Genomic DNA, 17,406 nt, shown 5'->3' with positions numbered 1-17,406 from the left:
ATGAACACTCTCGCAAATATTCAGGAACTCGCGCGCGCACTGCGCAACATGATCCGCACCGGCATTATCGTCGAAACCGACCTTAACGCCGGTCGCTGCCGTGTGCAGACCGGCGGCATGTGCACCGACTGGCTTCAGTGGCTGACCCATCGCGCCGGACGTTCGCGCACATGGTGGGCACCTTCCGTGGGGGAACAGGTGCTGATTCTGGCCGTGGGCGGTGAACTCGACACGGCGTTCGTTCTGCCGGGGATTTATTCCGGCGATAACCCCGCGCCGTCGGCGTCGGCGGATGCCCTGCATATCCGTTTCCCTGACGGGGCGGTGATTGAGTATGAACCTGAAACCAGTGCACTCACGGTAAGCGGAATTAAAACGGCCAGCGTGACGGCTTCTGATTCTGTTACTGCCACGGTGCCGGTGGTCATGGTGAAAGCATCAACCCGCGTCACCCTGGACGCACCGGAGGTGGTCTGCACCAACAGGCTGATTACCGGCACGCTGGAAGTGCAGAAGGGCGGGACGATGCGCGGCAACATTGAACACACCGGCGGTGAACTCTCATCAAACGGGAAGGTACTTCATACCCATAAACACCCCGGCGACAGTGGCGGCACAACAGGGGGACCTCTATGACTGCGCGTTATCTCGGAATGAATCGCAGTGATGGCCTGACTGTCACTGACCTTGAGCATATCAGCCAGAGTATCGGCGATATCCTGCGCACACCGGTCGGCTCACGGGTGATGCGTCGTGATTACGGCTCGTTGCTGGCGTCAATGATTGACCAGCCGCAGACCCCGGCGCTTGAGTTGCAGATTAAGGTCGCCTGTTACATGGCGGTGCTGAAATGGGAACCCCGCGTCACCCTGTCATCCGTCACCACTGAGCGCAGTTTTGACGGGCGAATGACGGTCACGTTAACCGGCCGGCACAACGACACTGGCCAGCCACTTTCGTTAACCATCCCTGTGAGTTGAAACCATGCCGATTATCGACCTGAACCAGCTACCCGCACCGGATGTGGTCGAGGAGCTGGACTTTGAAACCATTCTTGCTGAACGCAAGGCGACACTGATTTCCCTTTACCCGGAAGACCAGCAGGAGGCGGTCGCCCGTACCCTGATGCTGGAATCCGAGCCTATCGTCAAACTGCTGGAGGAAAACGCTTATCGTGAGCTTATCTGGCGTCAGCGTGTGAATGAGGCCGCACGGGCGGTAATGCTGGCCTGTGCCGCCGGTAATGACCTTGATGTGATTGGTGCCAATTACAACACCACACGCCTGATTATCACCCCGGCAGATGATTCGACCATCCCGCCGACACCGGCAGTGATGGAGTCTGACACCGATTATCGTCTGCGTATTCAGCAGGCGTTTGAGGGCTTAAGCGTCGCCGGGTCGGTGGGTGCCTATCAGTATCATGGTCGCAGTGCCGACGGGCGTGTCGCGGATATCTCTGTTACCAGTCCGTCTCCGGCCTGCGTCACCATCTCTGTGCTGTCACGTGAGAATAACGGTGTGGCATCCGAAGACCTGCTGGCTGTGGTACGTAACGCCCTTAATGGCGAGGATGTCAGGCCGGTGGCCGACCGCGTGACCGTGCAGTCTGCCGCCATCGTTGAATACCAGATAAACGCCACGCTTTACCTTTACCCTGGTCCCGAAAGCGAACCCATTCGCGCTGCCGCCGTGAAAAAACTGGAAGCGTACATCACGGCACAGCACCGGCTTGGGCGCGACATCCGTCTGTCTGCCATTTATGCCGCTTTGCATGTGGAAGGCGTGCAGCGTGTCGAACTGGCTGCACCGCTGGCCGACATCGTGCTCAACAGTACGCAGGCGTCTTTCTGTACCGAATACCGCGTTGTGACCGGAGGCTCGGATGAGTGATTCGCGACTGCTGCCGACCGGCTCATCACCGCTTGAAGTTGCCGCCGCAAAAGCCTGTGCGGAAATTGAAAAAACGCCGGTCAGTATTCGTGAGCTGTGGAACCCGGACACCTGCCCGGCAAATCTGCTGCCGTGGCTGGCGTGGTCATTTTCGGTTGACCGCTGGGATGATAAATGGCCGGAAGCGACAAAACGCGCTGTTATCCGCGATGCGTATTTCATTCACTGCCATAAGGGCACTATAGGCGCAATCCGGCGCGTGGTGGAGCCGCTCGGCTATCTGATTGAGGTGAGGGAGTGGTGGCAACTCAACGAGGAGCCGGGGACGTTCCGTATCGTTGTTGGCGTGCTTGAGCAGGGTATTACCGAGGAAATGTATCAGGAGCTGGAGCGTCTCGTTGCTGATGCAAAACCTGCAAGCCGCCATCTGACGGGACTGGCTATCAGTTTAAGTACAACCGGCAACATTTTTGCTGGTGCGGGATGCTATCACGGCGACGCCCTGACGGTTTATCCCTACACCCCGGAGGCCATTATTGTCGGAGGGGATTATTTCCCGGCCTCGGCCATTCATTTAATTGATAACCTGAGAGTAAACGCATGACAGTGAAATACTACGCCATTCTGACTAATCAGGGCGCGGCACGGCTGGCTAACGCGACGATGCTCGGCAGTAAGCTGAATCTGACGCAAATGGCCGTTGGTGATGCAAATGGTGTCTTGCCGACACCAGACCCGGCACAGACAAAACTTATTAACCAGAAACGCATCGCGCCGCTGAATCTTCTGAGCGTTGACCCGAACAACCAGAGCCAGATTATTGCGGAGCAAATCATCCCTGAGAACGAGGGCGGATTCTGGATCCGTGAGATTGGGCTTTATGATGATGAAGGCGTACTCATTGCGGTGGCGAACTGCCCGGAAACGTACAAACCGCAGTTGCAGGAAGGCAGTGGTCGTACCCAGACTATCCGCATGATTCTGGTTGTCACGAATACCGAAGCTATTACGCTGAAAATCGATCCGTCGGTGGTACTGGCGACCCGTAAATACGTGGATGATGAAGTCCTGGAATTAAGGCTGTATGTGGATGACCAGATGAGAAACCACATTGCCGCACAGGATCCTCATACCCAGTATGCGCAGAAACATAATCCGACATTTACCGGAGAACCAAAAGCGCCGACGCCTGCCGCAGGAAATAACACCACGCGGATTGCGACCACTGAGTTTGTTCAGGCCGCTATTACCGCTCTGATTAACGGTGCGCCTGCCACGCTGGATACACTGAAAGAAATTGCCGCAGCCATTAACAATGACCCGAAATTCAGCACCACCATTAACAATGCGCTGTCAGGTAAGCAGCCACTGGATGAGACGCTGACTCATTTGAGTGGAAAGGATATAGCTGGTCTTCTCACATACCTTGGTTTGGGAGAAGGCTCTGCATTACCTGTTGGTGTGCCCGTTCCATGGCCTTCAGCCACACCGCCAACAGGCTGGCTGAAATGCAACGGTGCGGCTTTTTCTGCTGAAGAATACCCGGAACTGGCAAAGGCTTATCCGACAAATAAATTGCCTGATTTACGTGGTGAGTTTATTCGTGGCTGGGATGACGGGCGCGGTATTGATGCAGGACGTGTTTTATTGAGCATTCAGACAGGGATGCTGGAAAAACACCGCCATATTGTTGTTGCCAATGATGGTTACGACACAAAAGATGAATGGGAACTGGCTACGATTTTCAAAAAGACATACACACAAGGACGGGGACTTGATGCCACAAATACAGGAGGGAGTCTGATCCCATCACCGACACTTCATTCACGAGGGAGTATCGGTAATACTGGCGGGAGTGAAACCCGTCCACGAAATATTGCATTTAACTATATCGTGAGGGCTGCATAATGGATAACGCCGTATTAAATAGCGAGCTTATTGCCACGAAGGCGGGGAATATTACCGTCTATAACTATGATGGTAAAACTCGGGAATATATTTCTACTTCAAATGAATATCTTGCCATTGGTGTCGGTATCCCTGCATATTCCTGTTTAGATGCCCCTGGCACGTAAGCGACTCGTCAGAACCGTATTGATATTTACTGAGAGCTCAGATCAACTTTCCAGGGCAACAGATCGCGTACCCGGTTTGCCGGCCAGTCCTGGATATGTTCAATGACGTAACGCAGCCACTTTTCTGGCTCCACATTGTTCAGACGGCATGTGCCGATCAGCGAGTACAACACCGCCGCATGTTCACCACCGCTGTCGGAACCCGCGAACATCCAGTTTTTCCGGCCTACGGCCACTCCCCGTAAGGCGTTCTCTGCGATGTTGTTGTCGATTTCCACCCAGCCATTACTGCAGTACACGTTCAGTGCATCCCACTGTTTCAGCAGGTATGCGAACGCTTTTGCCGTATCTGAGTGACGCGACAGTGTTTTCATCTGTTGCTGTATCCAGTCATACAGTGACTGCATCAGTGGCGCGGCTCTGGCTTTTCTTGCCGCCAGACGCTGTTCTGCTGAACAGCCCCGGACCTCTGCCTCGATGGCATACAGTTCACCGATACGCTGCAGGGCTTCCGTGGTGATGTAGGTGGGCGCTCTTGCATGCACATCGTGGATTTTTCTCCGGGCATGAGCCATACACGCGGCTTCCGTTATTCTGCCGGATTCGTATAACGCCCGGTAACCACCGTAAGCATCGGCCTGAAGCACACCGCTGTAACCGGCCAGGTGATTTTGTGGATGGATACCTTTCCGGTCCGGACTGTACGCGAACCAGACCGCCGGGGGCATCTGTGAACCGGCGTTACGGTCATCACGGACGTAGACCCACAGCCGGGCTGTCCGGGTTTTACCGCTGCCCGGCTCCTGGACCGGGACGGGGATATCATCAGCATGGACTTTACCGGGCATCAGCACATACTGGCGCAGGACGTCATACAGCGGCTCCAGCAGTTCAGCAACAGCACCTGTCCAGCGCCCCAGTGTGGCACGGCTCAGCTCCACTCCCTGACGACGGTATATTTCTGACTGGCGGTATAACGGCAGATGGTCTGCATATTTCCCGGTGACAACATGGGCCAGAAGCCCCGCTCCGGCATAACTGCGTGCAATGGGTTTTGAAGGTACTGGTGCCTGCACGATATGGTCGCACCGGCAACAGGCCTGTTTCGGACGTTGTGTTTCGATAACCTTAAAGGCGCTGCTGATAAGCTCCAGTTGCTCTGACACATCACATCCCAGAGAACTGAGTTCACCACCACAGGCAGGACAGCATTCCTCTTCCGGCCGGATAACCCGGGTTTCACGGGGAAGTGAGGCCGGTAACGGTTTACGGGCTGAAGACTGGCGCAGGGCGGATGGCAGTACCGGGTCATATTGCTCACCCAGCGTTTCCGCCATTTCTTCCTGAAGTGCGCTGATTCGCTCCTGTGCTTCCTGTATCTGCCGTTCGGTTTTTGCACGAAGTTTTTCTGAGCTTTTACCGAACTGCATACGTTGCAGTTTCGCAACCAGCGCCTTCAGCCGGTTGATTTCGGAAGCATAAGCCGCCACCCGCTGTGAGAGCAGGCGGTTGTATTCAGCCATCTGGCGGATGGTGTCCTGTTGCGTCTGCAACAGTGCCCGCAGGCGGGCGTTCTCATGAGCAAGTGAGGTGTCCATATCCTCACTTTACAACGGGTTATATGCGGATTCCAGCGCGTTCCGTTCGTTTCGGGTGCTTCCAGTTGATACCTTCAAGAAGCATGGATAACTGAGCCGGAGTAAGGTGCACCTTGCCGTCACGGGTGACTGGCCAGACGAAGCGGCCCCGCTCCAGGCGTTTGGTGAAGAGGCACAGTCCGTCACTGTCAGCCCACAACACTTTTATCTGGTCACCCCGGCGTCCGCGGAAGATGAACAGGTGTCCGGAGAACGGGTCATCCTTCAGGACGTTCTGAACTTTTGATGCCAGGCCGTTAAAGCCATTTCGCATATCGGTGATACCTGCAACCAGCCAGATACGCGAACCTGCAGGGAGAGATATCATCAGTGGCTGCTCCCTTTTATTTCGCGGATAAGTGTCTGTAATAACGCCGGCGTCAGTTTACCTTTAAGCCTGAGAGTTCCGGCCGGCAGAACCAGCTCACAACACAGACTGTCGGACGGTGTATTTATCTGCTCTGGTTCCTGTGCGGGGGCCGGGATTTTATTATCCGGCTCCGGCGTTAACGTCACGGGAAGCAGTGCCGGCATATTTTTTCCGGAAGGCAGCAGGCCACCTTTCCGGTATTGATGGCGCCAGTTGAAGAGCAGGTTATCGTTGATTCCGTTTTCCCGGGCGATCTGCGCCACACAGGCTCCGGGCTGCAGTGACTTCTCCACTAAGGCGATTTTAAACTCATAAGGGAAGTTGGGCCGCCGGGGACGTTTTTTTACCACGGGGGCTTCGGATATAACGGTGCTTTCAGGACGTACGACTGGTACCGTGGAAAATTGTCCGTAAAGGCAGGCATCAAGTTCCTGCTCCGACATGCCTGCGGGCAAAGGCCACGAAAGGCCAGCTCTCCGAAAGCGCACGAACATACTACAAACTGTTGATTTTGGTACACCCAGGCGACGCCCGGCCACAACCCGGGGTAAATGTTCTTCAAAGTGAAGACGTAAAGCTTCAGTGATCCAGGTCCGGTGTTTCATACGATAGTGTCCATTAAAAATGATGGACATTATTTTTGTAGAGCCGGAGGAAACAGACCAGACGGTTTAAATGAGCCGGTTACCCTGGCACACATAAGGCTGGTTATGCAATCTGCCGTTCTGTAGATTTTAACTCATGGGAATATGTGCCAGATCATCGCGGTGAAACGGTCTATAGCACCGAAACAGGAGAATCAAAAGAAATCACCGCTCCGGGTGATTACCCTGAAAATACAACCACTATCGCCCCATCAACGCCATACGATAAATGGGATGGTGAGAAATGGGTGACGGATACCGAGACACAGCATAGCGCCGCAGTAGATGCAGCAGAAGCACAGCGCCAGTCGCTGATTGATACTGCAATGGCTTCCATCAGTCTGATTCAACTGAGATTGCAGGCCGGACGTAAACTGACGCAGGCAGAAACAACCCGACTTAACGCTGTGCTGGATTACATTGACGCGGTGACGGCAACAGATACCAGCACCGCGCCGGATGTCATCTGGCCTGAACTGCCGGAGGCGTAGGCCATTCAATATCTGGCGCACCGGAAGTATCGACCAGTTCCAGTGCGTCCAGGTAATCCAGCCACAAATTATATTGCGCCAGTTCGTCACCTTTCAGACGACCAATAGCCGCTTTACCAGGCCATTGTTTACTGTTCATATAATCGTTGGCCTGATTAATCAATTGCTGCTTCTCCAATTCGGCTGCAGCAATTTGTTCCTCATGTGTTGGTGGTGGAATTTCAGACCATGCAGGAAAACCATTTTCTCCAGCGATACGGATTTTTCCTTTCGGCGGTAATCCGGAAAACTCAATATACACTTGCTCATCAACTTCAACAGCATCATCTGGCCATGAGTCAGCTTGAGTGTAATCCTCTTTCATCTCCAGCGGATAGAAAGAGTTTGTAGTCGCGGAATATATGTAATTCATTTTTCACTCCATATAGCTAAATTAACAGCCTAACGCTAAAAATGAAGCGCCGAGGCCAGGAGTACTGGCTCTGGATATAAATTTAACCGGGTCGGGACTAAAACCTGCACAGGCAATATAACCAACAGCCCCGCTATCTGGTGTGTAGTCTTGTGAGACCAAAACACGCAGACATCTGTTTGGAAATGCAATCGGGAAATGGGTTACTACATCCTGTGCAATGCCTGGTGCGCCGATTGAGCCCCACTGAAGAATAAAACCTGATGGTAATTTTTGATATCCAGTACCTGAAACAGAAAGCGTGAAGCTACCCATATCAGGTATCTGATTCGCCCCTGTCCCTACATTCCTTTTAGCCGCTTCTCCCAAACCAACGTTTATGAAAATGCAGAGATAACGGGCAACTGGCATCATCTCCGGTTTTTATTCAGGGGGATGCTCATGCTTATTGGCTATGTACGCGTGTCAACAAATGACCAGAACACGGAATTGCAGCGTAACGCGCTGGAGTGCGCAGGATGCGAGCGGATTTTTGAGGATAAAATCAGCGGCACGAAGTCCGACCGACCGGGACTGAAAAAACTGCTCAGAACATTATCAGCAGGTGACACTCTGGTAGTCTGGAAGCTGGACCGGCTGGGGCGTAGTATGCGGCATCTGGTCATTCTGGTTGAGGAGCTGCGCGAACGCGGCGTTAATTTTCGCAGCCTGACAGATGCTATTGATACCAGCACGCCGATGGGGCGTTTTTTCTTTCATGTGATGGGTGCCCTGGCTGAAATGGAGCGAGAACTCATTGTCGAGCGGACACGCGCCGGACTGGAAGCGGCCAGAGCCAAAGGGCGTATTGGTGGCAGACGTCCGAAGCTCACCGCGAGTGAGTGGGAACAGGCAGGACGGTTGCTGGCTGCGGGTGAATCACGTCAACGCGTGGCGCTGATTTTTGATATTGGCCTGTCCACGCTCTATAAAAAATTCCCCTCATCAGCGGCAAAGAATAAATTGTGTCATCCCTTAGCCAACCGGGACAAATAGCCTGACATCTCCGGCACAACTGAAAATAACACTCACCCATTAACCACGGAGTTAAACGGATGAGTGACTATCATCACGGCGTGCAGGTGCTGGAGATTAACGACGGCACCCGCGTCATTTCCACCGTATCCACCGCCATTGTTGGCATGGTCTGCACGGCCAGCGATGCGGATGCGGAAACCTTCCCCGTCAATAAACCGGTGCTGATCACCAATGTGCAGAGCGCGATTGCAAAGGCCGGTAAAAAAGGCACGCTGGCGGCATCGTTGCAGGCCATCGCTGACCAGTCAAAACCGGTCACCGTTGTCGTGCGCGTGGAAGACGGAACCGGCGACGACGAAGAAACGAAACTCGCGCAGACCGTTTCCAATATCATCGGCACCACTGACGAAAACGGTCAGTACACCGGACTGAAAGCCCTGCTGGCGGCGGAGTCGGTAACCGGTGTTAAACCGCGTATTCTCGGTGTGCCGGGACTGGATACCAAAGAGGTGGCTGTTGCACTGGCATCCGTCTGTCAGAAGCTGCGCGCTTTCGGGTATATCAGCGCATGGGGCTGTAAAACCATTTCCGAGGTGAAAGCCTACCGCCAGAATTTCAGCCAGCGTGAGCTGATGGTCATCTGGCCGGATTTCCTCGCATGGGATACGGTCACCAGTACCACCGCCACCGCGTATGCCACCGCCCGTGCGCTGGGTCTGCGCGCTAAAATCGACCAGGAGCAGGGCTGGCATAAAACGCTGTCCAACGTCGGGGTAAACGGTGTTACCGGCATCAGCGCCTCTGTATTCTGGGATTTGCAGGAGTCCGGCACCGATGCTGACCTGCTTAACGAGTCAGGCGTCACTACGCTGATTCGCCGCGACGGTTTCCGATTCTGGGGTAACCGTACCTGCTCTGATGACCCGCTGTTCCTCTTTGAAAACTACACCCGCACCGCGCAGGTGCTGGCCGACACGATGGCTGAGGCGCACATGTGGGCGGTGGACAAGCCCATCACCGCAACGCTGATTCGCGACATCGTTGACGGCATCAATGCCAAATTCCGTGAGCTGAAAACAAACGGCTATATCGTGGATGCGACCTGCTGGTTCAGCGAAGAATCCAACGATGCGGAAACCCTCAAGGCCGGAAAACTGTATATCGACTACGACTATACCCCGGTGCCTCCTCTTGAAAACCTGACCCTGCGCCAGCGTATTACCGATAAATACCTGGCAAATCTGGTCACCTCGGTTAACAGCAATTAAGGAGCCTGACCGATGGCAATGCCGCGCAAACTCAAGTTAATGAACGTCTTTCTGAACGGCTACAGCTATCAGGGCGTCGCGAAGTCCGTCACGCTACCAAAACTGACCCGTAAGCTCGAAAACTATCGCGGTGCGGGAATGAACGGCAGCGCACCGGTAGACCTCGGCCTTGATGACGATGCGCTGTCAATGGAGTGGTCGCTCGGTGGCTTCCCGGATTCGGTTATCTGGGAGCTTTACGCCGCAACCGGTGTGGATGCCGTGCCGATTCGTTTTGCAGGCTCTTACCAGCGCGACGATACCGGCGAAACGGTGGCCGTCGAAGTGGTCATGCGTGGACGTCAGAAAGAAATCGACACCGGCGAGGGTAAACAGGGAGAAGACACCGAGTCGAAAATCTCCGTGGTCTGCACCTATTTCCGGCTGACGATGGACGGTAAGGAGCTGGTCGAAATCGACACCATCAACATGATTGAGAAGGTGAACGGCGTCGACCGGCTGGAGCAACACCGCCGCAATATCGGCCTGTGATTTTCATCCGGTCAGCCTGGCTGACCGGTTAACCCCGATTCAGAAGTGAGAAAACCATGAACAAAGAAAACGTCATTACCCTGGATAATCCGGTTAAACGTGGTGAACAGGTTATCGAACAGGTCACGCTGATGAAACCCAATGCCGGGACGCTGCGCGGTGTCAGTCTGGCTGCGGTCGCAAACTCCGAAGTCGATGCACTGATTAAAGTGCTGCCGCGCATGACGGCACCGATGCTGACCGAGCAGGAGGTCGCCGCGCTGGAACTGCCTGACCTTGTGGCGCTGGCCGGTAAGGTGGTCGGTTTTTTGTCGCCGAACTCGGTGCAGTGACGTTTCCGAAAAATCTCTCGGTCGATGACCTGATGGCGGATGTGGCAGTGATATTTCACTGGCCGCCATCAGAACTGTATCCCATGAGCCTGACCGAACTCATCACATGGCGCGAAAAGGCGCTCCGGCGAAGCGGAAACACGAATGAGTAACAATGTAAAATTACAGGTATTGCTCAGGGCTGTTGACCAGGCATCCCGCCCGTTTAAATCCATCCGCACAGCGAGCAAGTCGCTGTCGGGGGATATCCGGGAAACACAAAAATCACTGCGCGAGCTGAACGGTCAGGCATCCCGTATTGAGGGATTCCGCAAGACCAGTGCACAGCTCGCCGTGACTGGTCATGCACTTGAAAAGGCTCGGCAGGAAGCAGAAGCCCTTGCCACACAGTTTAAAAACACCGAACGTCCGACCCGTGCTCAGGCGAAAGTGCTGGAATCCGCAAAGCGTGCGGCGGAGGACTTACAGGCGAAATATAACCGCCTGACGGATTCCGTTAAACGCCAGCAGCGGGAACTGGCCGCTGTGGGAATTAATACCCGCAATCTTGCACATGATGAGCAGGGACTGAAAAACCGTATCAGTGAAACCACCGCACAGCTTAACCGTCAGCGCGACGCGCTGGCGCGTGTCAGTGCGCAACAGGCAAAACTTAACGCAGTCAAACAGCGTTATCAGGCCGGAAAGGAGCTGGCCGGAAATATGGCCTCAGTAGGCGCTGCCGGTGTGGGGATTGCGGCGGCGGGAACGATGGCCGGAGTTAAGTTGCTGATGCCCGGTTATGAGTTTGCGCAGAAAAACTCAGAATTGCAGGCCGTGCTCGGAGTGGCAAAAGACTCCGCCGAAATGACCGCACTACGCAAACAGGCGCGCCAGCTCGGCGACAATACCGCCGCTTCGGCGGATGATGCGGCCGGTGCACAGATAATCATCGCGAAAGCGGGTGGGGATGTTGATGCCATTCAGGCGGCAACGCCGGTCACGCTGAATATGGCGCTGGCGAACCGCCGCACGATGGAAGAAAACGCCGCCCTGCTGATGGGGATGAAATCCGCCTTTCAGCTTTCAAACGATAAGGTCGCTCATATCGGGGATGTTCTCTCCATGACGATGAACAAAACCGCCGCCGATTTTGACGGCATGAGCGATGCGCTGACCTATGCCGCACCTGTGGCAAAAAATGCCGGTGTCAGCATTGAAGAAACCGCCGCAATGGTCGGGGCGCTGCATGATGCAAAAATCACAGGCTCAATGGCGGGGACGGGAAGCCGTGCCGTGTTAAGCCGCCTGCAGGCACCGACGGGAAAAGCATGGGATGCACTCAAAGAGCTTGGAGTGAAAACCTCAGACAGCAAGGGAAACACCCGGCCAATATTTACCATTCTGAAAGAAATGCAGGCCAGTTTTGAGAAAAACCGGCTCGGTACTGCCCAGCAGGCTGAATACATGAAAACCATTTTCGGGGAGGAGGCCAGCTCAGCCGCCGCTGTGCTGATGACTGCCGCCTCAACCGGAAAGCTGGACAAACTGACCGCTGCGTTTAAAGCCTCAGACGGGAAGACCGCAGAGCTGGTAAATATCATGCAGGACAACCTCGGCGGTGACTTTAAGGAGTTTCAGTCCGCTTATGAGGCGGTGGGGACTGACCTGTTTGACCAGCAGGAAGGCGCACTGCGTAATCTCACGCAGACGGCCACAAAGTATGTGTTAAAACTCGACGGCTGGATCCAGAAAAACAAATCACTGGCGTCAACCATCGGCATCATTGTCGGTGGTGCACTGGCACTGATTGGTGTCATAGGTGCCATTGGCCTCGTAGCCTGGCCGGTTATCACCGGCATCAATGCCATCATCGCGGCAGCAGGCGCAATGGGGGCAATCTTCACGACGGTTGGCAGTGCTGTTATAACCGCCATCGGGGCGATTAGCTGGCCGGTTGTGGCCGTGGTGGCCGCCATTGTCGCCGGGGCGTTGCTTATCCGTAAATACTGGGAGCCTGTCAGCGCATTCTTTGGCGGTGTGGTGGAAGGGCTGAAAGCGGCATTTGCGCCGGTGGGGGAACTGTTCACGCCACTTAAACCGGTGTTTGACTGGCTGGGTGAAAAGTTACAGGCCGCGTGGCAGTGGTTTAAAAACCTGATTGCCCCGGTCAAAGCCACCCAGGACACCCTGAACCGTTGCCGTGACACGGGCGTCATGTTCGGGCAGGCACTGGCTGACGCGCTGATGCTGCCGCTTAATGCGTTCAACAAACTGCGCAGTGGTATTGACTGGGTACTGGAAAAACTCGGTGTTATCAACAAAGAGTCAGACACACTTGACCAGACCGCCGCCAGAACTCAAGCCGCCACGTATGGCAGCGGTGGTTATATTCCGGCGACCAGCTCTTATGCAGGTTATCAGGCTTATCAGCCGGTCACGGCACCGGCTGGCCGCTCTTATGTAGACCAGAGTAAAAACGAATATCACATCAGCCTGACGGGTGGTACTGCGCCGGGGACACAGCTCGACCGCCAGTTACAGGATGCGCTCGAAAAATACGAGCGGGATAAACGTGCGCGCGCCCGTGCCAGCATGATGCATGACGGTTAAGGAGGTGACGAAAAATGATGCTCGCGTTAGGTATGTTTGTTTTTATGCGCCAGACGCTGCCACACCAGACCATGCAGCGTGAATCAGATTATCGCTGGCCGTCAAATTCCCGTATCGGTAAACGGGACGCTTTTCAGTTTCTCGGTGTGGGTGAGGAAAACATCACGCTTGCCGGTGTGCTTTATCCCGAACTGACCGGCGGCAAGCTGACGATGACCACGCTCAGGCTGATGGCAGAGGAGGGGCGGGCGTGGCCGTTGCTGGATGGCACCGGCATGATTTACGGCATGTATGTCATCAGCAAGGTGAGTGAAACAGGGAGTATTTTCTTTGCAGACGGCACACCCCGGAAAATTGATTTTACGCTGTCGCTCACCCGCGTTGATGAATCACTGGCCGCGCTTTATGGCGATATCGGTAAACAGGCGGAATCGCTCATCGGTAAGGCTGGCAGTATGGCGACTAAATTCACGGGTATGACGGGGGCGGGATAATGCTGGATGCACTGACATTTGATGCAGGCAGTACGCTGACGCCGGATTACATGCTGATGCTCGACAGCAGGGATATTACCGGCAATATCAGCGACCGTCTGATGAGCATGACCCTGACGGATAACCGGGGCTTTGAGGCTGACCAGCTTGATATTGAACTGAACGATGCCGACGGGCAGGTCGGACTACCGATTCGTGGCGCTGTCCTGACGGTGTATATCGGCTGGAAAGGTTTTGCCCTGGTATGCAAAGGGAAATTTACCGTTGATGAGGTTGAACACCGGGGCGCACCGGATGTGGTCACCATCCGCGCCCGGAGTGCAGATTTTCGCGGGACGCTCAATTCCCGCCGTGAAGGCTCATGGCATGACACCACGCTCGGTGCGATTGTTGAGGCGATAGCCTCCCGTAACAGGCTGGAAGCCAGTGTCGCTCCGTCACTGGCCGGAATTAAAATCCCGCACATCGACCAGTCGCAGGAGTCTGATGCGAAATTTCTGACCCGTCTTGCAGAACGCAACGGCGGTGAGGTGTCGGTAAAAATGGGAAAACTGCTGTTTCTCAAAGCGGGGCAGGGGGTGACGGCCAGCGGTAAAAAAATCCCGCAGGTCACCATCACCCGCAGCGACGGCGACCGTCATCATTTTGCGATTGCTGACCGTGGAGCCTATACCGGCGTAACGGCAAAGTGGCTTCACACCAAAGACCCGAAGCCGCAAAAGCAGAAGGTAAAACTGAAACGCAAAAAGAAAGAAAAACACCTGCGCGCACTGGAGCACCCGAAAGCGAAACCAGTCACGCAGAAGAAAGCGCCAAAAGTACCGGAAGCGCGCGAAGGTGAATACATGGCCGGTGAGGCTGACAACGTTTTTGCCCTGACCACGGTATATGCCACGAAAGCGCAGGCCATGCGCGCCGCTCAGGCGAAGTGGGATAAGCTGCAACGGGGTGTTGCGGAGTTCTCCATCAGCCTTGCCACTGGTCGTGCTGATATTTACACGGAAACACCGGTCAGAGTGTCAGGCTTTAAGCGCGTTATAGACGAGCAGGACTGGACAATCACTAAGGTGACACATTTTCTGAATAATAGCGGCTTCACGACGTCCTTAGAGCTTGAGGTCAGGCTTTCTGATGTGGAGTACGAAACCGAAGATGATGAGTAATGTTTTTATTTTATCTGTTTGTTTTATAAGGATAAATTAACTAAAATGGCACCATCAACAAAACCGGAAGAGGTGCTCGCGATGTTTCATTGTCCTTTATGCCAGCATGCCGCACATGCGCGTACAAGCCGCTATATCACTGACACGACAAAAGAGCGTTATCACCAGTGTCAGAACGTGAATTGCAGCGCCACGTTCATCACTTATGAGTCGGTACAGCGATACATCGTGAAGCCGGGAGAAGTCCACGCCGTAAGACCGCACCCGTTGCCGTCAGGGCAGCAAATTATGTGGATGTAATTACAAACAGGAAGCCCCTCAGTCGAGGGGCTTTTTTGTCGATGTGGTCAATGTGTGGACGTGAACAGAAATAAATCCTTTTATTTCATTGTATTACGCGTAAAAAATAAGCCCGTGTAAGGGAGATTACACAGGCTAAGGAGGTGGTTCCTGGTACAGCTAGCATTTTATGGGTTATGTTTTTCAGCGAAACGGATGATAACCTTAATAAATGCAGCTGTATGTGATCGGTTTCTAAGAATTTTCCATCCGGGAAAAATAATCGAAATTAATCACTTACCGTGGGGGTTACGCGTGGTTTCCCCGGAGAAATTTCGCATCAGCAGCGCGTAATTTAGCTCAAGATCCTGCGGGACCGGGATCCACACAGTATAACCATCGCCCGGTGCGACCGGCATTGCTTCGCCTTTGGCGTTTTCCATATGCTCAAGGGTAAAGTTAATGTTCCCTTGCGGCGTCATCAGCTCAAGGCTGTCGCCAACGGAGAATTTATTTTTCACCGCTACCGCCGCGAGGTCGCCCTTGCGCTCACCGGTAAACTCACCAACAAACTGCTGGCGGTCAGAAACTGAATAACCGTATTCGTAGTTCTGATAATCGTCGTGAGTATGACGACGCAGGAAACCTTCGGTATAGCCACGATGCGCCAGACCTTCCAGAGTTTCTAGCAGGCTGGTATCGAATGGTTTTCCCGCAGCTGCGTCATCGATAGCTTTACGGTAAACCTGCGCGGTGCGTGCGCAATAGTAGAAAGATTTTGTACGACCTTCGATTTTCAGCGAATGCACGCCCATTTTGGTCAGGCGTTCAACGTGGGCGATAGCGCGCAGATCTTTCGAGTTCATGATGTAAGTGCCGTGCTCATCTTCAAACGCGGTCATATACTCGCCCGGACGCTGAGCTTCTTCGATCATAAACACTTTGTCGGTTGGCGCGCCGATACCCAGCGTCGGCTCAACATTTTGCACCGGAATCGGCTCGTACTTGTGCACGATGTTGCCAACGTCATCTTCTTTCCCTTCCTGGACGTTGTACTCCCAGCGGCAGGCGTTGGTGCAGGTGCCCTGGTTCGGGTCGCGCTTGTTGATATAGCCAGAGAGCAGGCAGCGACCGGAGTAGGCCATGCACAGCGCGCCGTGAACGAAGATCTCTACCTCCATATCCGGCACCTGATTGCGGATCTCTTCAATCTCTTCCAGCGACAGCTCGCGAGAGAGGATCACGCGGGTCAGGCCCATTTGCTGCCAGAATTTCACCGTCGCCCAGTTCACGGCGTTAGCCTGTACCGAGAGATGGATCGGCATTTCAGGGAAGTGCTCACGCACCAGCATAATCAGCCCTGGATCGGACATTATTAGCGCATCCGGCCCCATTTCCACCACCGGTTTCAGGTCACGGATAAAGGTTTTCAGCTTGGCGTTGTGCGGTGCAATGTTGACCACAACATAAAACTTTTTCCCCAGCGCATGGGCTTCATTAATGCCGAGCTGGAGATTTTCGTGGTTGAATTCGTTGTTGCGCACACGCAGGGAGTAACGCGGCTGGCCCGCATAAACAGCATCTGCGCCATAGGCGAAAGCGTAACGCATATTTTTCAGCGTTCCCGCCGGGGAAAGGAGTTCCGGTTTAAACATAATTCTCTCGTTCTGATGACAGGTCAGATCCGCTTCACCTGATGAAGCGGTTGGGGGAGTGCCCCCACTTTAAGGGCGGGCATTGTAGCGCTGTGGGGGGATCTGGTAAAGCGCCGGACGCCAACAACCTACGCCCGGCATCGTAATTACGTATTGTCTTTCACCGTCTGGCTTGTGCCATTGGCTTTAACGGAGGCAATTCCGGTTTCACGAGATTGCGCGGTGGCGTACATCTGGCTGGAGCCGATAATTTGATGATTGGCGGCTTTCAGATTAAAATAGAATTTGCCGTTACTTGCTGTTTTTTTCTCATAGCGTTCTTCTTGCGGGCTGTTGCTACGCACTGACGCGATGCCCTTTTCCGCAGAGGCTTTTGAGGTATACAGCTCGCTGGTGAGGATAGTCTCACCATTTCCCGCTTTTAGCACAAACCGGAATTGATTATCACTGCTCCTACTGAGTTCAAACCAACCAGCCATAATGACTCCTTGATTGAAATTGCGTATCGAAAACAGCATCTAAAAGGACTGTTTGCCGATTAAAGTATGAGCGA

At 54.1% G+C, this 17,406-nt stretch carries 21 protein-coding genes and 2 pseudogenes; 16 read left to right on the top strand and 7 right to left on the bottom strand.

Going from position 1 to position 17,406, the window contains the following annotated elements; translation table 11 throughout:
* The 6 genes and pseudogenes from QUF14_RS13155 to QUF14_RS13130 all read left to right on the top strand — a co-directional run.
* The gene (locus QUF14_RS13155) at positions 1-636 is read left to right on the top strand and encodes a phage baseplate assembly protein V (protein ID WP_021546201.1); all 636 of its coding nucleotides are present in this window, start codon (positions 1-3) and stop codon (positions 634-636) included.
* Entirely contained in the window at positions 633-980 is a 348-nt protein-coding gene (locus tag QUF14_RS13150) for a GPW/gp25 family protein (protein WP_000127166.1), read from the top strand. The genes QUF14_RS13155 and QUF14_RS13150 overlap by 4 nt, the downstream gene beginning before the upstream one ends.
* A 4-nt stretch (positions 981-984) precedes the next feature.
* Positions 985-1,893: a baseplate assembly protein gene (locus tag QUF14_RS13145; RefSeq protein ID WP_001121458.1), complete on the top strand. Its 909-nt coding sequence runs from the start codon at positions 985-987 to the stop codon at positions 1,891-1,893.
* Positions 1,886-2,497: a phage tail protein I gene (locus QUF14_RS13140; protein WP_001285340.1), complete on the top strand. Its 612-nt coding sequence runs from the start codon at positions 1,886-1,888 to the stop codon at positions 2,495-2,497. The genes QUF14_RS13145 and QUF14_RS13140 overlap by 8 nt, the downstream gene beginning before the upstream one ends.
* Positions 2,494-3,801, top strand: a complete 1,308-nt coding sequence (locus QUF14_RS13135) for a phage tail-collar fiber domain-containing protein (RefSeq protein WP_021546199.1) — start codon at positions 2,494-2,496, stop codon at positions 3,799-3,801. Before QUF14_RS13140 ends, QUF14_RS13135 begins: the two co-directional genes overlap by 4 nt.
* Positions 3,801-3,965, top strand: a pseudogene (locus tag QUF14_RS13130) (tail fiber assembly protein); the annotation flags it as partial. The gene QUF14_RS13135 and the pseudogene QUF14_RS13130, both read left to right, overlap by 1 nt.
* A 29-nt stretch (positions 3,966-3,994) precedes the next feature.
* Here QUF14_RS13130 and QUF14_RS13125 read toward each other — a convergent pair.
* From QUF14_RS13125 to tnpA, 3 genes are read right to left on the bottom strand one after another with little or no spacing between them, the layout of a single operon-like run.
* Positions 3,995-5,566 (bottom strand): IS66-like element ISCro1 family transposase, encoded by a 1,572-nt coding sequence (locus QUF14_RS13125; RefSeq protein ID WP_000381395.1) that lies wholly within the window; start codon positions 5,564-5,566, stop codon positions 3,995-3,997.
* 19 nt (positions 5,567-5,585) lie between these two features.
* On the bottom strand, positions 5,586-5,933 hold the full coding sequence (tnpB, locus tag QUF14_RS13120; protein WP_000624622.1) for an IS66 family insertion sequence element accessory protein TnpB: 348 nt from the start codon (positions 5,931-5,933) through the stop codon (positions 5,586-5,588).
* On the bottom strand, positions 5,933-6,610 hold the full coding sequence (tnpA, locus tag QUF14_RS13115) for an IS66-like element accessory protein TnpA (RefSeq protein ID WP_100733974.1): 678 nt from the start codon (positions 6,608-6,610) through the stop codon (positions 5,933-5,935). The genes tnpB and tnpA overlap by 1 nt, the downstream gene beginning before the upstream one ends.
* Positions 6,611-6,663: 53 nt before the next feature.
* Between tnpA and QUF14_RS13110 the strand changes: the two are divergent.
* Positions 6,664-7,110, top strand: a pseudogene (locus tag QUF14_RS13110) (tail fiber assembly protein); the annotation flags it as partial.
* Here the strand turns inward: QUF14_RS13110 and QUF14_RS13105 are convergent.
* Together QUF14_RS13105 and QUF14_RS13100 are read right to left on the bottom strand one after the other, a co-directional pair.
* Complete coding sequence (locus QUF14_RS13105) at positions 7,082-7,522, bottom strand: tail fiber assembly protein (RefSeq protein ID WP_001106828.1); 441 nt, start codon at positions 7,520-7,522, stop codon at positions 7,082-7,084. The pseudogene QUF14_RS13110 and the gene QUF14_RS13105 overlap by 29 nt on opposite strands.
* A gap of 21 nt (positions 7,523-7,543) precedes the next feature.
* Positions 7,544-7,936 (bottom strand): gp53-like domain-containing protein, encoded by a 393-nt coding sequence (locus QUF14_RS13100; protein WP_227662212.1) that lies wholly within the window; start codon positions 7,934-7,936, stop codon positions 7,544-7,546.
* A gap of 27 nt (positions 7,937-7,963) precedes the next feature.
* On the opposite strand from QUF14_RS13100, the gene QUF14_RS13095 reads away from it, so the two are divergent.
* The 9 genes from QUF14_RS13095 to ogrK all read left to right on the top strand — a co-directional run bounded on the left by QUF14_RS13095 (position 7,964) and on the right by ogrK (position 15,219).
* A complete protein-coding gene (locus tag QUF14_RS13095; protein ID WP_000905106.1) occupies positions 7,964-8,557 on the top strand; it encodes a recombinase family protein in 594 nt (197 codons plus the stop codon).
* A gap of 59 nt (positions 8,558-8,616) precedes the next feature.
* Complete coding sequence (locus QUF14_RS13090; protein WP_001286734.1) at positions 8,617-9,807, top strand: phage tail sheath protein; 1,191 nt, start codon at positions 8,617-8,619, stop codon at positions 9,805-9,807.
* A gap of 12 nt (positions 9,808-9,819) precedes the next feature.
* Positions 9,820-10,338 (top strand): phage major tail tube protein, encoded by a 519-nt coding sequence (locus QUF14_RS13085; protein WP_001251408.1) that lies wholly within the window; start codon positions 9,820-9,822, stop codon positions 10,336-10,338.
* Between the two features lie 56 nt (positions 10,339-10,394).
* Entirely contained in the window at positions 10,395-10,670 is a 276-nt protein-coding gene (locus QUF14_RS13080; protein WP_001031303.1) for a phage tail assembly protein, read from the top strand.
* Complete coding sequence (locus tag QUF14_RS13075) at positions 10,667-10,822, top strand: GpE family phage tail protein (RefSeq protein ID WP_000143830.1); 156 nt, start codon at positions 10,667-10,669, stop codon at positions 10,820-10,822. The genes QUF14_RS13080 and QUF14_RS13075 overlap by 4 nt, the downstream gene beginning before the upstream one ends.
* Positions 10,815-13,262, top strand: coding sequence for a phage tail tape measure protein (locus tag QUF14_RS13070; RefSeq protein WP_074467151.1), 2,448 nt, complete (start codon positions 10,815-10,817; stop codon positions 13,260-13,262). The genes QUF14_RS13075 and QUF14_RS13070 overlap by 8 nt, the downstream gene beginning before the upstream one ends.
* 14 nt (positions 13,263-13,276) lie before the next feature.
* Positions 13,277-13,756: a phage tail protein gene (locus QUF14_RS13065; RefSeq protein ID WP_000978889.1), complete on the top strand. Its 480-nt coding sequence runs from the start codon at positions 13,277-13,279 to the stop codon at positions 13,754-13,756.
* A complete protein-coding gene (locus QUF14_RS13060; RefSeq protein ID WP_000882941.1) occupies positions 13,756-14,919 on the top strand; it encodes a phage late control D family protein in 1,164 nt (387 codons plus the stop codon). Before QUF14_RS13065 ends, QUF14_RS13060 begins: the two co-directional genes overlap by 1 nt.
* Positions 14,920-15,000: 81 nt before the next feature.
* On the top strand, positions 15,001-15,219 hold the full coding sequence (ogrK, locus tag QUF14_RS13055) for a prophage transcriptional regulator OgrK (protein ID WP_000468308.1): 219 nt from the start codon (positions 15,001-15,003) through the stop codon (positions 15,217-15,219).
* Positions 15,220-15,491: 272 nt separating this feature from the next.
* Here the strand turns inward: ogrK and trhP are convergent, their stop codons facing one another.
* Entirely contained in the window at positions 15,492-16,853 is a 1,362-nt protein-coding gene (trhP, locus tag QUF14_RS13050) for a prephenate-dependent tRNA uridine(34) hydroxylase TrhP (RefSeq protein ID WP_000476037.1), read from the bottom strand.
* Between the two features lie 146 nt (positions 16,854-16,999).
* Entirely contained in the window at positions 17,000-17,332 is a 333-nt protein-coding gene (locus QUF14_RS13045; protein ID WP_001364219.1) for a YegP family protein, read from the bottom strand.
* Positions 17,333-17,406: the final 74 nt, after the last annotated feature.

Origin of the sequence: Escherichia sp. HH091_1A, assembly GCF_030295175.1 — a bacterium.
GTDB classification, from domain to species: Bacteria; Pseudomonadota; Gammaproteobacteria; order Enterobacterales; family Enterobacteriaceae; genus Escherichia; species Escherichia coli_F.
This window is presented reverse-complemented; position numbering and strand designations above follow the sequence as displayed.

Excerpts from the sequence above, each read along its gene's own strand:
- QUF14_RS13155 (WP_021546201.1), top strand. The coding sequence starts at position 1 with ATGAACACTCTCGCAAATATTCAGGAACTCGCGCGCGCACTGCGCAAC.
- QUF14_RS13150 (WP_000127166.1), top strand. The coding sequence starts at position 633 with ATGACTGCGCGTTATCTCGGAATGAATCGCAGTGATGGCCTGACTGTC.
- QUF14_RS13145 (WP_001121458.1), top strand. The coding sequence starts at position 985 with ATGCCGATTATCGACCTGAACCAGCTACCCGCACCGGATGTGGTCGAG.
- QUF14_RS13140 (WP_001285340.1), top strand. The coding sequence starts at position 1,886 with ATGAGTGATTCGCGACTGCTGCCGACCGGCTCATCACCGCTTGAAGTT.
- QUF14_RS13135 (WP_021546199.1), top strand. The coding sequence starts at position 2,494 with ATGACAGTGAAATACTACGCCATTCTGACTAATCAGGGCGCGGCACGG.
- QUF14_RS13125 (WP_000381395.1), bottom strand. The coding sequence starts at position 5,566 with ATGGACACCTCACTTGCTCATGAGAACGCCCGCCTGCGGGCACTGTTG.
- tnpB (WP_000624622.1), bottom strand. The coding sequence starts at position 5,933 with ATGATATCTCTCCCTGCAGGTTCGCGTATCTGGCTGGTTGCAGGTATC.
- tnpA (WP_100733974.1), bottom strand. The coding sequence starts at position 6,610 with ATGTCCATCATTTTTAATGGACACTATCGTATGAAACACCGGACCTGG.
- QUF14_RS13105 (WP_001106828.1), bottom strand. The coding sequence starts at position 7,522 with ATGAATTACATATATTCCGCGACTACAAACTCTTTCTATCCGCTGGAG.
- QUF14_RS13100 (WP_227662212.1), bottom strand. The coding sequence starts at position 7,936 with ATGATGCCAGTTGCCCGTTATCTCTGCATTTTCATAAACGTTGGTTTG.
- QUF14_RS13095 (WP_000905106.1), top strand. The coding sequence starts at position 7,964 with ATGCTTATTGGCTATGTACGCGTGTCAACAAATGACCAGAACACGGAA.
- QUF14_RS13090 (WP_001286734.1), top strand. The coding sequence starts at position 8,617 with ATGAGTGACTATCATCACGGCGTGCAGGTGCTGGAGATTAACGACGGC.
- QUF14_RS13085 (WP_001251408.1), top strand. The coding sequence starts at position 9,820 with ATGGCAATGCCGCGCAAACTCAAGTTAATGAACGTCTTTCTGAACGGC.
- QUF14_RS13080 (WP_001031303.1), top strand. The coding sequence starts at position 10,395 with ATGAACAAAGAAAACGTCATTACCCTGGATAATCCGGTTAAACGTGGT.
- QUF14_RS13070 (WP_074467151.1), top strand. The coding sequence starts at position 10,815 with ATGAGTAACAATGTAAAATTACAGGTATTGCTCAGGGCTGTTGACCAG.
- QUF14_RS13065 (WP_000978889.1), top strand. The coding sequence starts at position 13,277 with ATGATGCTCGCGTTAGGTATGTTTGTTTTTATGCGCCAGACGCTGCCA.
- QUF14_RS13060 (WP_000882941.1), top strand. The coding sequence starts at position 13,756 with ATGCTGGATGCACTGACATTTGATGCAGGCAGTACGCTGACGCCGGAT.
- ogrK (WP_000468308.1), top strand. The coding sequence starts at position 15,001 with ATGTTTCATTGTCCTTTATGCCAGCATGCCGCACATGCGCGTACAAGC.
- trhP (WP_000476037.1), bottom strand. The coding sequence starts at position 16,853 with ATGTTTAAACCGGAACTCCTTTCCCCGGCGGGAACGCTGAAAAATATG.
- QUF14_RS13045 (WP_001364219.1), bottom strand. The coding sequence starts at position 17,332 with ATGGCTGGTTGGTTTGAACTCAGTAGGAGCAGTGATAATCAATTCCGG.